The sequence below is a fragment of the Telluria sp. RT2P19 genome (assembly GCF_059685725.1).
Genome location: NZ_JCASIL010000004.1, coordinates 180,912 through 193,125 on the forward strand (window position 1 = coordinate 180,912; position 12,214 = coordinate 193,125).

Annotated in this window: 16 protein-coding genes; 5 read left to right on the forward strand and 11 right to left on the reverse strand. The window is 64.9% G+C overall.

Going from position 1 to position 12,214, the window contains the following annotated elements; genetic code table 11:
• Positions 1 to 16: 16 nt before the first annotated feature.
• The 4 genes from AC56KW_RS07055 to AC56KW_RS07070 all read left to right on the forward strand — a co-directional run bounded on the left by AC56KW_RS07055 (position 17) and on the right by AC56KW_RS07070 (position 4,225).
• Positions 17 to 1,369: a hemolysin family protein gene (locus AC56KW_RS07055; protein ID WP_497170024.1), complete on the forward strand. Its 1,353-nt coding sequence runs from the start codon at positions 17 to 19 to the stop codon at positions 1,367 to 1,369.
• A 101-nt stretch (positions 1,370 to 1,470) separates the two neighbouring features.
• Entirely contained in the window at positions 1,471 to 2,274 is an 804-nt protein-coding gene (locus AC56KW_RS07060; protein WP_497170025.1) for an alpha/beta fold hydrolase, read from the forward strand.
• Positions 2,275 to 2,280: 6 nt separating this feature from the next.
• Entirely contained in the window at positions 2,281 to 3,837 is a 1,557-nt protein-coding gene (locus tag AC56KW_RS07065; protein WP_497170026.1) for a hybrid sensor histidine kinase/response regulator, read from the forward strand.
• 28 nt (positions 3,838 to 3,865) lie between these two features.
• A complete protein-coding gene (locus AC56KW_RS07070; protein WP_497170027.1) occupies positions 3,866 to 4,225 on the forward strand; it encodes a hypothetical protein in 360 nt (119 codons plus the stop codon).
• A 23-nt stretch (positions 4,226 to 4,248) separates the two neighbouring features.
• Here the strand turns inward: AC56KW_RS07070 and AC56KW_RS07075 are convergent, their stop codons facing one another.
• The 8 genes from AC56KW_RS07075 to AC56KW_RS07110 form a co-directional block, all read right to left on the reverse strand.
• Complete coding sequence (locus tag AC56KW_RS07075) at positions 4,249 to 4,449, reverse strand: hypothetical protein (RefSeq protein ID WP_497170028.1); 201 nt, start codon at positions 4,447 to 4,449, stop codon at positions 4,249 to 4,251.
• Between the two features lie 23 nt (positions 4,450 to 4,472).
• Positions 4,473 to 4,907 carry a hypothetical protein gene (locus AC56KW_RS07080; RefSeq protein WP_497170029.1) on the reverse strand — a complete coding sequence of 145 codons (435 nt, stop codon included), beginning with the start codon at positions 4,905 to 4,907 and terminating at the stop codon, positions 4,473 to 4,475.
• A 151-nt stretch (positions 4,908 to 5,058) separates the two neighbouring features.
• Positions 5,059 to 6,126 carry an AI-2E family transporter gene (locus tag AC56KW_RS07085; protein ID WP_497170030.1) on the reverse strand — a complete coding sequence of 356 codons (1,068 nt, stop codon included), beginning with the start codon at positions 6,124 to 6,126 and terminating at the stop codon, positions 5,059 to 5,061.
• A 29-nt stretch (positions 6,127 to 6,155) separates the two neighbouring features.
• On the reverse strand, positions 6,156 to 6,770 hold the full coding sequence (locus tag AC56KW_RS07090; RefSeq protein ID WP_497170031.1) for an SCO family protein: 615 nt from the start codon (positions 6,768 to 6,770) through the stop codon (positions 6,156 to 6,158).
• Between the two features lies 1 nt (position 6,771).
• Entirely contained in the window at positions 6,772 to 7,665 is an 894-nt protein-coding gene (cyoE, locus tag AC56KW_RS07095) for a heme o synthase (protein WP_497170032.1), read from the reverse strand.
• Complete coding sequence (locus AC56KW_RS07100) at positions 7,666 to 8,832, reverse strand: COX15/CtaA family protein (protein ID WP_497170033.1); 1,167 nt, start codon at positions 8,830 to 8,832, stop codon at positions 7,666 to 7,668.
• 40 nt (positions 8,833 to 8,872) lie between these two features.
• Positions 8,873 to 9,490, reverse strand: coding sequence for an SCO family protein (locus AC56KW_RS07105; RefSeq protein ID WP_497170034.1), 618 nt, complete (start codon positions 9,488 to 9,490; stop codon positions 8,873 to 8,875).
• Entirely contained in the window at positions 9,468 to 10,211 is a 744-nt protein-coding gene (locus AC56KW_RS07110; RefSeq protein ID WP_497170035.1) for an SURF1 family protein, read from the reverse strand. The genes AC56KW_RS07105 and AC56KW_RS07110 overlap by 23 nt, the downstream gene beginning before the upstream one ends.
• 33 nt (positions 10,212 to 10,244) lie before the next feature.
• Here AC56KW_RS07110 and AC56KW_RS07115 point away from each other — a divergent pair, with 33 nt between their 5' ends.
• Positions 10,245 to 10,445: a twin transmembrane helix small protein gene (locus AC56KW_RS07115; RefSeq protein WP_497170036.1), complete on the forward strand. Its 201-nt coding sequence runs from the start codon at positions 10,245 to 10,247 to the stop codon at positions 10,443 to 10,445.
• A 3-nt stretch (positions 10,446 to 10,448) separates the two neighbouring features.
• Here the strand turns inward: AC56KW_RS07115 and AC56KW_RS07120 are convergent, their stop codons facing one another.
• The 3 genes from AC56KW_RS07120 to AC56KW_RS07130 are packed head-to-tail and all read right to left on the reverse strand — an operon-like array spanning position 10,449 to position 12,135.
• Positions 10,449 to 11,321, reverse strand: a complete 873-nt coding sequence (locus tag AC56KW_RS07120) for a cytochrome c oxidase subunit 3 (RefSeq protein WP_497170037.1) — start codon at positions 11,319 to 11,321, stop codon at positions 10,449 to 10,451.
• Between the two features lie 42 nt (positions 11,322 to 11,363).
• Entirely contained in the window at positions 11,364 to 11,573 is a 210-nt protein-coding gene (locus tag AC56KW_RS07125) for a DUF2970 domain-containing protein (protein WP_497170038.1), read from the reverse strand.
• Positions 11,560 to 12,135 (reverse strand): cytochrome c oxidase assembly protein, encoded by a 576-nt coding sequence (locus AC56KW_RS07130; protein ID WP_497170039.1) that lies wholly within the window; start codon positions 12,133 to 12,135, stop codon positions 11,560 to 11,562. Before AC56KW_RS07130 ends, AC56KW_RS07125 begins: the two co-directional genes overlap by 14 nt.
• Positions 12,136 to 12,214 lie beyond the last annotated feature (79 nt).

A 12,214-nucleotide genomic window follows, 5' to 3' on the forward strand; every position in this document is an offset into this window, starting at 1 on the left:
TTAATACAAAACCGGTATGGAAAACTTATTATTCGTCATTCTCGCCTTCTTCCTGGTGGCGCTGAACGGCTTTTTCGTGGCGGCCGAGTTCAGTATCGTCACGCTGCGCAAGACCCGCGTGCGCGCGATCGCCAAGACCACCGGCCTGCGCGGACGCATCCTGTCCAAGGTCCATGGCCAGCTCGACGCCTATCTGTCGGCCTGCCAGCTGGGCATCACCCTGGCCTCGCTGGGCCTGGGCTGGGTCGGCGAACCGGCTTTCGCCAGCCTGCTCGAACCGGTGTTCGCCTTCCTCGGCGTGACGTCCGAGGAACTGATCCACGGCGTCTCCTTCGTGGTGGCGTTCTCGGTGATCTCGTTCCTGCACATCGTGGTCGGCGAACTGGCGCCCAAGTCGCTGGCGATCCGGCTGCCGGAAGCGGTGGCCCTGTGGTGCGCCATGCCGCTGTACGGCTTCTACTGGGCGATGTACCCGGCGATCTATGTCTTGAACGCCAGCGCCAACACCGTGCTGCGCATGGCCGGCCTGGCCGGCGCCGGCGGCCATGAGACCCATTACTCGCTCGACGAGCTCAAGCTCATCCTGCGCACCAATACCAACACCACCACGCCGGGCGAGCAGATCACCCAGGACGACCGCAACATCCTGGCGCAGTCGCTCGATTTCAGCACGCTGCAGGTATCCGAGCTGATGCGGCCGATCAACGAAGTCAGCGCCCTGTACGCCAGCCGCTCGCTGGAACAGAACCTGGAAACCGTGCGCCGCAACCGTTTTTCGCGCTACCCGTATTTCGACGAGGAAGGCGAGGAGGTGCTGGGCATCGTCCACCTGAAGGACCTGTATTTCGCCCTGCAGTCGGGCCGCCCGGTCACCGACCTGACGCAATTCCTGCGGCCGGTCGAGTCGATCTCGGCGCGCACCCCGGCCCAGGATATCTTCCGCCGTTTCCGCGGCGGTGCACCGCACTTCGCCCTGATCGGCGAAAAAGGCAAGCGCCCGGTCGGCTTTGTCACCCTGGACAACCTGCTGGGGGCCATGGTGGGCGAGATCCGCGACGAATTCCGGATGAATGAAAACGACTGGCTCAAGCAGACCGACGGCACCTGGATCGGCAAGGCCAGCCTGCCGATCTTCTCGCTCGAGCGCCTGCTGGGGATCGACATCGACAACGAGCAGATGGGCCTGGAAGACGTGGAGTCGGTCGGCGGCCTGTTGATGGAAAAGCTGGGCGATATTCCCAAGCAGGGCCAGCGCATCGAGTTCCCGCAATTCGATGTCGTGGTCAAGAAAATGAACGGCCCGCGCATCCTGCTGGTCAAAGTCATACCGCGATTGACCCGCGCAAATGAGAACGACGAGCGCGACTGATGTATATTCCATTCAGCGCGCATGGCTCCCCTGCTGACTTTACGTTCGAAAAATGTTATTTTTCGATGCATGTCTGCCTGAAAGATAATAGAAGGCATTAAATGTCCGTCAAGACTCGCAACAACGTCCACGTGAGCGGCCAGGGCGCGGCCACGATGGTGTTTGCCCACGGGTTCGGCTGCGACCAGACCATGTGGCGCTTTCTTGCGCCCGTGTACCAAGACAGGTTTCGCACCATTACCTATGACTTGACGGGCTGCGGTGGCTCCGACCTGGCGGCGTACGACCGCGCCAGGTATGCGTCATTGCACGGCCATGCCGACGACCTGCTCGAGATCGTCGACGAATTCGCCACCGGTCCGGTCGTCGTCGTCGGACATTCTGTCAGCGCCATGATCGGCATGCTGGCCACCATCGCCGCGCCGCAGCGCTTCGCGGCCCAGCTCATGATCGGGCCCTCGCCGTGCTACATCAACGACGCCGGGTATGTCGGCGGTTTCAGCCGCGAAGACATCGGCGAGCTGCTCGACACCATGGAAGCGAACTACCTGGGCTGGGCGCAAAGCCTGGCGCCGGCCATCATGGGCGCCCCGAACCGTCCCGATCTGCGGGCGGAACTGACCAGCAGCTTCTGCCGCAACGATCCCGAGATCGCGCGCCACTTCGCCTGCGTCACCTTCCTGTCCGACCACCGGAACGACGTGGCGAAATCGAGCGTGCCGTCGCTGATCCTACAATGCAGCGACGACCTGATCGCGCCGCGCACGGTCGGCGAGTGGCTGCACCGGCACCTGTCCAACAGCAGCCTGGCGTTGATCGACAACGTCGGCCACTGCCCCCACATGAGCGCGCCGACCGCCAGTTCCCGCGCGATCGACGTCTTCCTCGCGCAGACGCTGCGCTAGCCGCCGATGAACGCCGCCCTGCCCGCCATCGATTCCCTTTATGAACAGGCGGCGTGCGGGTTACTGGCGACCGATGCCGACGGCATGATCGTGCGCGCCAACGCGACCATTCACGACTGGCTGGGCATGCCTCCTGGCGCGCTGGCCGGCAAGATGCGTTTCTGCGACCTGCTGGCGGTCGGCGCCCGCCTGTTCCACCACACCCGCTGCGTGCCGCTGCTGCAGCTCGAGGGCGAGGTCGGCGAAGTCCAGGTCGACCTGCTCACCGCGAGCGGCGACCACTTGCCGGTGCTGCTCAATATCGCGCGCCGTCCGAATGCCGGTGGCGGCTGGCTCGACCATTGCGCGGTGTTCAGGTCGAGCGGGCGCCACGCCTATGAGCACGCCTTGCTGGGCGCGCGCAAGGTGGCCGAGGATGCGCTCGAGGCGCAGCGCACGGCCGATCTGCAATTGCAGGCAATGAACGCGCAGCTGACGGCGGCCGACCGCCGCAAGGACGAATTCCTGGCCACCCTGTCGCACGAGCTGCGCAACCCGCTGGCGCCGATGCGCAGTGCGCTCGACGTCTTGAAGCTCAAATACGGCAGCGGCGGCGAGGAGCGCCTGATGCAGGCCTTCGACCGCCAGCTGCACCACCTGACGCGGCTGGTCGACGACCTGATGGACGTCTCGCGGATCACCCAGAACCGCATGCAGTTGCGCCGCACGCCGGTCGAGCTCGGTTCGCTGGTGCGGGGCGCCGTCCAGGACATGGCCGCGACCATGGCGGCGGCGCGCCATACGCTGCGCCTGTCGGTGCCGGAGGCACCGCTGGTGGTCGATGGCGACGCCACCCGCCTGGCCCAGGTCGTCATCAACCTGCTGGCCAATGCCGCCAAGTACACGCCGGATGGCGGCCGGATCGACGTCGAGCTCGGGTGTGCGGACGAGCATGCCGAGCTGCGCGTGCGCGACAACGGCATCGGCATCCCGGCCGATGCGCTGGGCGCGGTATTCAATATGTTCGCCCAGCTCGAGCCGGCGCTCGACCGCGCCAGGGGCGGACTCGGGATCGGGCTGGCGCTGGCGCGCGGCATCGTCGACCTGCATGGCGGCCAGATTCTGGTCGACAGCCCCGGTGCGGGCCTGGGCAGCGAATTCACCCTGCGCCTGCCGCTGGTCGCCGGCTGCGCCGCGCCCGCGGAAACAGCGGTGCCAGCGTCGCTGTCCACGCCGCTGCGGGTGCTGGTCGTGGACGACAGCCTGGACACCGCCGAGACCATGGCGCTGGCGCTGGAATTGTTCGGCTGCGAGACGCGCGTGGCGCATACCGCCGCCGCCGCGCTGGAACTGGCGACCGAATTCGCGCCCGACGTCGCCCTGCTCGACATCGGCCTGCCCGACTACAACGGCTACGAGCTCGCCCGGCGCCTGCGCGCACTGCCGAGCGGCCTGAACACGACGCTCATCGCCGCCACCGGCTGGGGGCAGGAGAAAGACCGGATGCTGGCGCTGGATGCGGGCTTCGATCATCACCTGACCAAGCCGATCGATTTCGAGCAGTTGCGGCTGCTGCTACGATGAGTGCTGGCCAACGCTTCCGCCACGACGCATGACGACCCACTTGTTTTCCCGACGATGGGGCTGTGCGGCAGCCCTCTTGTTCCTGGCTGCGCTGCAGGCGAGCACGGCCGCCGCCTGCGAACGGCGCTTTCCAGAAGCGAATGGCGACGACCGCAGCCGCCACGTCGGCCTGTCGGCGCGCTGGCCCGACGCCCAGATCCTGCAGAACCTGCGCCTGCGGATCGACCGCGCCGCTTTCACGCGTACCGAAAGCCGGGATGCGGTCACCAGCGCGTACAGCTATTTCGAGCGCGCAGTCACGATCAGCCGCTCGTCGTCGAACGCAGTCGAGGTAACACTGTCCGAAGCAGGGCGCAAGCCACTGGTCTGGAAGCTGGGGCCGTGCTGATGCGCACGCCCCGGTGCCCGGCGTCAGCCGCCGCGGCGGCGCGCCAGCTTGTCCCGGACCATCACGCACAGGGTAAGCAGGGCCGCGAACACGGGCGGGCCCCAATCGTAGATCCTCAACGGACGCGCGCCCATGGTCGTCGAAAAGGCGATGACGATCAGCGTCCAGATCGTGGCGACCGTGGCGACGATGGCCATATCGCGGCCCCTGGCTGTGGTGTGCATGGTGGTTCCTTTCAGCATGGTACTCATCGATTCCAGAGGAAAGCCGGCTTGGCCTTCGCGACGAACAGGCCTGCGTAGCTCTTTCCGTAGGCCAGGATGAGCAGTCCGCACAACAACAGTTCCTGCACTCCCGTAAACAATTGCCGCGGATGGGGAGAAATGAAGAGATTCAGGTAGACGATCTGGAAGGCGATTCCCGCCATGAGAGCCAGCGCCAGCGGCACGAAGAGATTGAGCAAGAGCATCGTGCCCAGGACGATCTCGAGGTACTTGATTAACGGGTAGAAGCCGATGCCGTTCATCTCCGCCAGGTACGGACCAACGGCCCCAGCCTTGCTGAAGTCGGGAATGACCCCGAATACCGCGTAGTTGATGCCGGATTTTAAAAAGTGGATCGCGTAATAGAAACGCAGCCACATGACAAGATACTTCCACGGTGCTTTTTCGACGTCGATCATCTGGTGTCCCCTGCTGTATTGTTATTTCCAGGAGAACTGAATCTAACGCGCCCGCCCCCTCCAATCAATATCAGTTATTACAAGTCTGCTATGCGAAAGACGCCATTCGATCCGGTCCAGCAGGCTCGGCCATATTGCCGAGCAAGCGCTCTCAAGCAACTTCATCGTGCTTGACGATCGGATCCTCGGTGCCGGTCCACTCGCTCATCAGCGAATAGCCGACCGCCAGCAGCACCGGCCCGATGAACATGCCGACGAAGCCGAAGGCGATCACGCCACCCAGCACCCCGAGCAGGGTGAGCAGGAAAGGCAGGCTGCTGCCGCGGCTGATCAGCATCGGCCGCACGACATTGTCGACGCCGCTGATCAGGACCGTGCCCCAGATCGCCATGAAGATCGCCCAGCCGGTCTCGCCATGGGCGAACAGCCATATCGTGGCGCCGCCCCATACCAGCGGCGGGCCGAGCGGGACCAGGGACGTCAGGAAGACCAGCACCGACAACAGCGGCACCGCCGGTACGCCGGCGATGGTGAAGCCGACCGCCGCCACCAGCGCCTGGGCCAGCGCCGTCCCCAGCAGGCCGTACATGACGCCACGCACGGTCTGGCCGACCGTGTGCTGGATCGATTCGGCGCCCTCGCCCATCACCTTGCGCATCGTCACCGCGATCACGGCCAGCAGCGCATTGCCGTCGCGGTACAGGAAGAAGCTGACGAAGGCAGCCAGACTCATCTGCACAACGCCGGTGCCGAGCATGATGCCGCCCTTGACCAGCCAGTGACGGGCCGGCTCCAGCATGCGCTGGGCCAGCGACAGCATCTGCTCGCGGCTGGCGATCAGGTCGTTCAGGTAGGTGTCGAGCGTAACGCCGACCAGGGGAATGGCGCGGATCCAGGCCGGCGGCGCCAGTTCGCGGTGCTCGACCAGCACCCGCAATTCGCCGAAGCCGCGCGCCACGTCGTCACCCAGGTTATAGGCCACCATCGACAAGGGGATGATGAACAGCAGTGTCAGGGTGAGCGTCATCGTCAACGCCGCCACCGTGCGCTGGCCATGCAGTGCGCGCAGGAGCCGCAGGTACAGCGGCCAGCTCGAAATGACGACCGCGGCGGCGAACAGGATCGCGGGCAGGAACGGACGCAGGACGTAGAGGCAGCCCAGCGTCAGCAGGACGACGATGGCGATGCGGGTATAGTTTCTGCCGGGTCGCGCTTCCATGCCGTCCTGTGTGAATGATGTTTACACCATCATAGCAGTTGGCGCAGGTCGTGGGCGATCAGCGCCGGACCCTGGCCGTGGCGCACGAACAGGCGCAGGCGTCCCTGTTTGTCGAACACGAAGCTGCCGGCCGTATGGTCCACCGTGTAGTTCGTCGATGCGCTGGCTGGATCGGCGCCCGGCACCTTGGCGTAGAACACCTTGAATTCCTTGGCCACCCTGGCGGTCGCGGCGGCATCGCCGTACAGGCCGATGAAGCGCTTGTCGAAGGCCGGGACGTAGTGCGACAGCAGTTCCTGCGTATCGCGCTCGGGGTCGACGGTGATGAACAGCACTTGCACATCGTCGCTCGACGGGCCCAGTTCCTTCATGACCGTGGCCATCTCGGCCATCGTGGTCGGGCACACGTCCGGGCACTGGGTGTAGCCGAAGAAGATCACCACCAGCTTGCCCTTGAAATCCTCGAGGGTGCGCGGCTTGCCGGTGTGGTCGGTCAGCGAAAAGCCCTTGGCGTAATCGACACCGGTGACGTCGGTGTTGTGGAAGGCCGGCGGCGTGCTTCCCAGCTTCGCGCCAAGCTTGTCGCAACCGCTTGCCAGCAGCGCGAGCGCCGTGAAGCCCACTACGCCAAGGAGTTTTTTCATATCAGAACTTGAAATAATGGTCGACCAACAAGGCCGCGAACAGCAGCGACAGGTAGACGATCGACCAGGTAAAGGTCTTGCGTGCTAGCAGGTCGCTGTAGTTGCGGTGGATGCGCCATGCATGGCGCAGGAAGATCGCATTGAGCGGTATCGCCGCCGCCAGGTAGATCAGGCCGCTCATGCCGACCGCGAACGGCAGCAAGGTGGTCGCGGCCAGGCCGATCGTGTACAGCCACACCTGCAGGCCGGTGAACTTCATGCCATGGGTAACCGGCAGCATCGGCAGGCCCGAGCGGGCGTAGTCGTCGCGGCGGTACATGGCCAGTACCCAGAAATGCGGCGGGGTCCACATGAAGATGATCAGGACCAGCAGCCAGGCTTCCATCGGCACGTCGTTGGCCACCGCGGCCCAGCCCAGGGCCGGCGGCATCGCGCCCGACAGGCCGCCGATCACGATGTTCTGCGAAGTGTTCGGCTTGAGCAGCAAGGTATAGATGAAGGCATAGCCGACGAAGGTGACGAAGGTCAGCCACATGGTCAGCGGATTGACGAAGGCATACAGGACATACATGCCCAGGCCGCCGAGCAGGAGCGAAAAAGCGATCGTCTGCGACTGGCTCAGTTCGCCCGAGGCGGTGGCGCGGCGCGCGGTGCGCGCCATGCGCGCGTCGATCCGGGCCTCGACCAGGCAGTTGACCGCGAAGGCGGCGGCGGCCAGCAGCCAGATGCCGGCCGTGCCGGCGACCAGGGTCTGCCAACCCGGGAAGCCGTCGGTGGCGAGGAACATCCCGATCACGGCGCAGAACACCGCCAGCTGCGTCACGCGCGGCTTGGTCAGCGTCCAGTACTGCGAGAACCGGCTCGGGTTTTTTTGGATGGCTGTCTGGGTCGTCATCTAGGGTGCTTGCTGGCGCGGTAACGCATCGGCAAATTCGGGCGCCGGGGTGGCGCGGGCCGCGTCGAGTTGGAACTTCACCCGGTAGTTTAGCATGGTCACCAGAATCACAAGCAGGGCCGCCCCGGCGTTATGCATCACGGCGATGGCCAGCGGGAAGTCGAAATACACGGTGGCGATGCCGGTCGACAGCTGCACGACCATGACCAGCAACAGCCGGCGCGCGGTCTTGCCGACTTCCGGCACCCGCCAGGCGCGCCAGGCCGCCAGGCCAAGGACCAGCACCACCGCCAGCGCGAACGCACGGTGCACCCAGTGGATCGCCACCAGGGCCGAGAACGGCAGGTAGCGACCGTCCTTGGTCATGCCCAGCTCGCGCCACAGGTGGAAGCCGTGTTCGACATCGAGTTCCGGCACCAGGGCGCCCTGGCACAACGGGAAGGTGTCGCAGGCCATGGTGGCGTAGTTAGTGCTTACCCAGCCTCCGAGCGCGATCTGCGTGAACAGCACGATCGCGGCCAGCAGCGACAGGATGCGTAGCCCGCGCAGGCGGCGCACGAGATCGCGCCCACGCGCCAGCAGCGGCGGCTTCAGCAGATAGTCTTCGCGGCAGCCCATCCACACCAGCATCGCCAGCAGCATCATGCCCAGCAACAGGTGGATGGTGACGATCACCGGCTGCAGCTTGAGGGTGACGGTCCAGGCGCCAAAGGCGCCCTGCACGAGCACCGAGGCCAGCAGCGCCAGCGGCATGGCCGGCTTGAACACCTCGTTGTGGGTGCGGCGCCACTGCTTGACCGAGGTAAACAGCAGCGCCAGGATCAGGGCGCCGATGCCCATCGCCAGGTAGCGGTGGATCATCTCGATCCAGGCCTTGGCGACCGTCACCGGGCCGGTCGGCATCGCGGCCTCGGCGGCGGCGATGTGCTCGTGGGCCAGGAAGGGATTGGCTTCGCCGTAGCAGCCCGGCCAGTCCGGGCAACCCAGGCCCGAGTCGGTCAGGCGGGTAAAGCCGCCGAACACGATCAGGTCGAAGGTGAGGAAGACCATCACCCAGACCAGCTTGCGGTATTTATTGGGATCGGCCGACATCCAGACGATGGAGAGCGGCAGGCTGGCGACCAGCACGCCCATCAGAAGCAGGTGAAGCAGTGAAGACAGATCCATGTGATTCTTTGACTAATACTGAACGGTTCAGGCGCGAGGTTCAGCCGATGGCCGACGCCTTGAGCAGCTTGGCGATATCCTTGTAGACGCGGCCCGGTTCAGGTTGGTACGGGAAGCGCATCATGAGGTTGCCGAGCGGGTCGATCAGGTAGATGTGATCGCCCAGCTTCTGGCCCGGGGCGACCGGCAGCCACTGCGCCACCGTGGCGGCGGGCGCACGCAGCAGTTCCATGCCGTCGTATTCGCGCATGAGCACGGTATCGAGCGGCTCGTTGTCGGTAATCAGCCAGACGCGCTCCATGCGCTCCATGTTCTTGCCCTGCATGGTGCGCCACTGGCGCATGGCGTACAGCTGGCGCTGGCATTCGTCGTCGCAGGCGCCGCCGCCCACGCGCACCATGACCCACTTGCCCTTCAGGTCTTGCAGGGTGCGCGGCTTGCCGTCGAGGGTGGTGGTGGCCATCTCGGGAATCGGCAGGGTGCGCGCATCGAGAATGGTGCCGTAGTTGGTGCGGCCGTCCGGCTTGACCACGTAGAAGGTGAGATAGGAGGCGATGATCGGCGCCGCGCAGACCAGCAGCACCGCGAACAGTTTCACGCGGCCGCGGCGGCGCGCGGGGTTGGGGGCATTGGGGTCAGTGATTTGTTCTTGAGCCACGTCGGAATCCCGTTATCACATAAAAAAGAAGCGCCAGCGCCGCCAGTGCATACCACTGGAAGGCGTAGCCGCGGTGTTTGTCGATGCCAGCGCCGGGCGCCGGCCAGTCGCGGGCCAACGCATCGCGCCGGCCCGCGGCCTGCGTCTGCTGCACCAGGAAGGGCTGCATCTTCAGGCCGCTGGCCCGGGCCAGCGCCTCGGGCGTCAGGTTCTGGACCAGGGCGCCCGGCGCCAGCGGCGCCCCCTCGCCCAGGTCCATCACTTTTCCGGCGCTCGAGACCACCCGTCCCTTGAGCATGAGCGGACCGGCGGGCGTGGCAAATGCGGGCAGCTGGCCGTATTCGGCCCCGGCAGGCCGGGGCAGCCAGCCCCGCAGCACGAGTACATGCGTGTCCGAACCCGCTATTCTAAACGGCATTGCGAGATAGAACCCGGACTGCGCCCTGGACTGGATCGTCATTGGGCGATTGGCAAGGAATACCGGCCAGTCGCCGACGAACTCGCCGTGCAGGCGCACGGTGCGCAATTCATCGTCCGGGCCGAGTCGTGTGGATGGGGTGAGCTCGAGTGGCGGTTCGGCGGCGCGCGCCATCTGACGCATCTGCAGCTCGGCCTTGTAGGCGGCCCGGCCCTGTTGCCAGTTGCCGAGCAGGATGCCGATGATGGCCACGCTGAGTGCCGCGGCGAAGGCGATGGGGCGAAAACGGAAGCCGAACCGCATTACAATAAAGCCTCAACCTTGCGCAGGTCCATCATGAAAATCTTCGTCGCCATCGCCTTCGTCCTGATCCTGGCCAGCCTGGGGTCGGCCCTGTTCTTCCTGATGCGCGACAAGGGGCGCAGCAACCGCACCGTCAATGCGCTGGCGATGCGGGTAGGATTGTCGATCGTACTGTTTCTTTGCCTGCTGGCGGCCTACCAGATGGGCTGGATCGCGCCGACCGGCTTGCGCTGAACCTTACAGCCAATACACGACCACGTACAACCCCAGCCACACTACGTCGACGAAGTGCCAGTACCACGCGGCGCCTTCGAACCCGAAATGGTTATCGGCCGTGAAATGGCCCTTCATCACGCGGTACAGGATCACCGCCAGCATGATCGCCCCCATGGTCACGTGGAAGCCGTGGAAGCCGGTCAGCATGAAGAAGGTCGAACCGTAGATGCCCGAGGTCATCTTGAGGTTCAGGTCCTGGTAGGCATGCATGTACTCATACACCTGGAAGCCCATGAACACGGCGCCCAGCAGGATGGTGGCGGCCAGCCAGAACGCGGTCTTGCCGCGGTGGCCGGCGCGCAGCGCGTGGTGCGAGATCGTGAGGGTCACGCCCGACGTCAGCAGCAGCGCGGTATTGATGGTCGGGATCGGGAACGGCCCCATGGTGCGGAAGCCGTCGACGATGTTCGCCGGGCCCGTGTTGCCCCACTGCGCCGAGAAGTCGGGCCACAGGATCTGGTGGTCGAGGTCGCCCAGCCACGGCATCGAGATCGCGCGGGCATAGAACAGCGCGCCGAAGAAGGCGCCGAAGAACATTACCTCGGAAAAGATGAACCAGCTCATCGACCAGCGGTAGGAGTAATCGATGCGCTTGCCGTACAGGCCGGATTCAGACTCGCGGATCGCGTCGCCGAACCAGAAATACAGCACCACCAGCATGGCGGCGATGCCGGCCAGGCACACGGCCGGCGCCCACGACATGCTGTTGACCCAGCCGGATGCGCCGGCCATCGTCACCAGCATCGAGATGCCGGCGAGCAGCGGCCAGCGCGACGGGCCGGGGACGTAGTAATAAGGCGCAGTGCTCGGGGAACTCACTGGTGACGAACTCATGTTTATCTCCTTCGTGATCTATTATTTGTGCAAATGTAAAAGCTATGAAACGGCGAACCGCACCGCCAGCATGATCAGGCCGATGAAGATCACGGCCCCGATCAGCCCGGCGATGATCACGTGCACCGGATTCAGGTTGGCGGCATCGTCCTCGTAATCCTTGCGCTTGCGTACGCCGAAGAAGGACCAGAACACGGCCTTCATCGTGGCGAGGAAATTCGCCTTGCGCTGGTGCGGCTTATCCTTTTCCATTTCCCGCTGCCGGCGCTGACGCCGCCTTGAACGCGCCGCCGATCTCGAAGAAGGTGTACGACAAGGTGATGTTCTTCACTTCGCGCGGCAGTTTGGGGTCGATGAAGAACACGACCGGCATCTGGCGCGCCTCGTTCGCCGCAAGCGTCTGCTCCTGGAAGCAGAAGCACTCCACCTTCATGAAATGCGGGGTGGCCGACTGCGGCGCGTAGCTCGGGATCGCCTGCGCCTTGACCGCCCTGCCCTGGGTATTGACCACCTCGTACATGACGGTGGCCAGCTCGCCCGGATGCACGTCGATGCTGCGGGTGGTCGGGCGGAAGCGCCAGGGTCCCTGCGAGTTGCCGTCCAGCTCGATGGTGATGGTGCGCGAGGTGTCGACCTGGGTATTGGTCGGCGCCGCGACGAACTCGCCCTTCTGGGTCAGCACGTTAATGCCGAGCACCTCGCAGACCTGGCGGTACACCGGAATCAGCGCATAGCCGAAGCCGAACATCGCGATCGCCACCACGACCAGCTTGCCGAACGTGGTGCGGTTGAGGCGGAGCAGCTTGTTGTTCATCCCCGTACTCATCGGCCCGCCTCAGCTCAGCAGCGTGAACTTGACGAACACGCTGACGAAGAAGAACAGCGCCAGGCCG

Bases quoted from the DNA above. Each gene is read 5' to 3' on its own strand.
- AC56KW_RS07055 (WP_497170024.1), top strand. From the start codon at position 17: ATGGAAAACTTATTATTCGTCATTCTCGCCTTCTTCCTGGTGGCGCTG.
- AC56KW_RS07060 (WP_497170025.1), top strand. From the start codon at position 1,471: ATGTCCGTCAAGACTCGCAACAACGTCCACGTGAGCGGCCAGGGCGCG.
- AC56KW_RS07065 (WP_497170026.1), top strand. From the start codon at position 2,281: ATGAACGCCGCCCTGCCCGCCATCGATTCCCTTTATGAACAGGCGGCG.
- AC56KW_RS07070 (WP_497170027.1), top strand. From the start codon at position 3,866: ATGACGACCCACTTGTTTTCCCGACGATGGGGCTGTGCGGCAGCCCTC.
- AC56KW_RS07075 (WP_497170028.1), bottom strand. From the start codon at position 4,449: ATGCACACCACAGCCAGGGGCCGCGATATGGCCATCGTCGCCACGGTC.
- AC56KW_RS07080 (WP_497170029.1), bottom strand. From the start codon at position 4,907: ATGATCGACGTCGAAAAAGCACCGTGGAAGTATCTTGTCATGTGGCTG.
- AC56KW_RS07085 (WP_497170030.1), bottom strand. From the start codon at position 6,126: ATGGAAGCGCGACCCGGCAGAAACTATACCCGCATCGCCATCGTCGTC.
- AC56KW_RS07090 (WP_497170031.1), bottom strand. From the start codon at position 6,770: ATGAAAAAACTCCTTGGCGTAGTGGGCTTCACGGCGCTCGCGCTGCTG.
- cyoE (WP_497170032.1), bottom strand. From the start codon at position 7,665: ATGACGACCCAGACAGCCATCCAAAAAAACCCGAGCCGGTTCTCGCAG.
- AC56KW_RS07100 (WP_497170033.1), bottom strand. From the start codon at position 8,832: ATGGATCTGTCTTCACTGCTTCACCTGCTTCTGATGGGCGTGCTGGTC.
- AC56KW_RS07110 (WP_497170035.1), bottom strand. From the start codon at position 10,211: ATGCGGTTCGGCTTCCGTTTTCGCCCCATCGCCTTCGCCGCGGCACTC.
- AC56KW_RS07115 (WP_497170036.1), top strand. From the start codon at position 10,245: ATGAAAATCTTCGTCGCCATCGCCTTCGTCCTGATCCTGGCCAGCCTG.
- AC56KW_RS07120 (WP_497170037.1), bottom strand. From the start codon at position 11,321: ATGAGTTCGTCACCAGTGAGTTCCCCGAGCACTGCGCCTTATTACTAC.
- AC56KW_RS07125 (WP_497170038.1), bottom strand. From the start codon at position 11,573: ATGGAAAAGGATAAGCCGCACCAGCGCAAGGCGAATTTCCTCGCCACG.
- AC56KW_RS07130 (WP_497170039.1), bottom strand. From the start codon at position 12,135: ATGAACAACAAGCTGCTCCGCCTCAACCGCACCACGTTCGGCAAGCTG.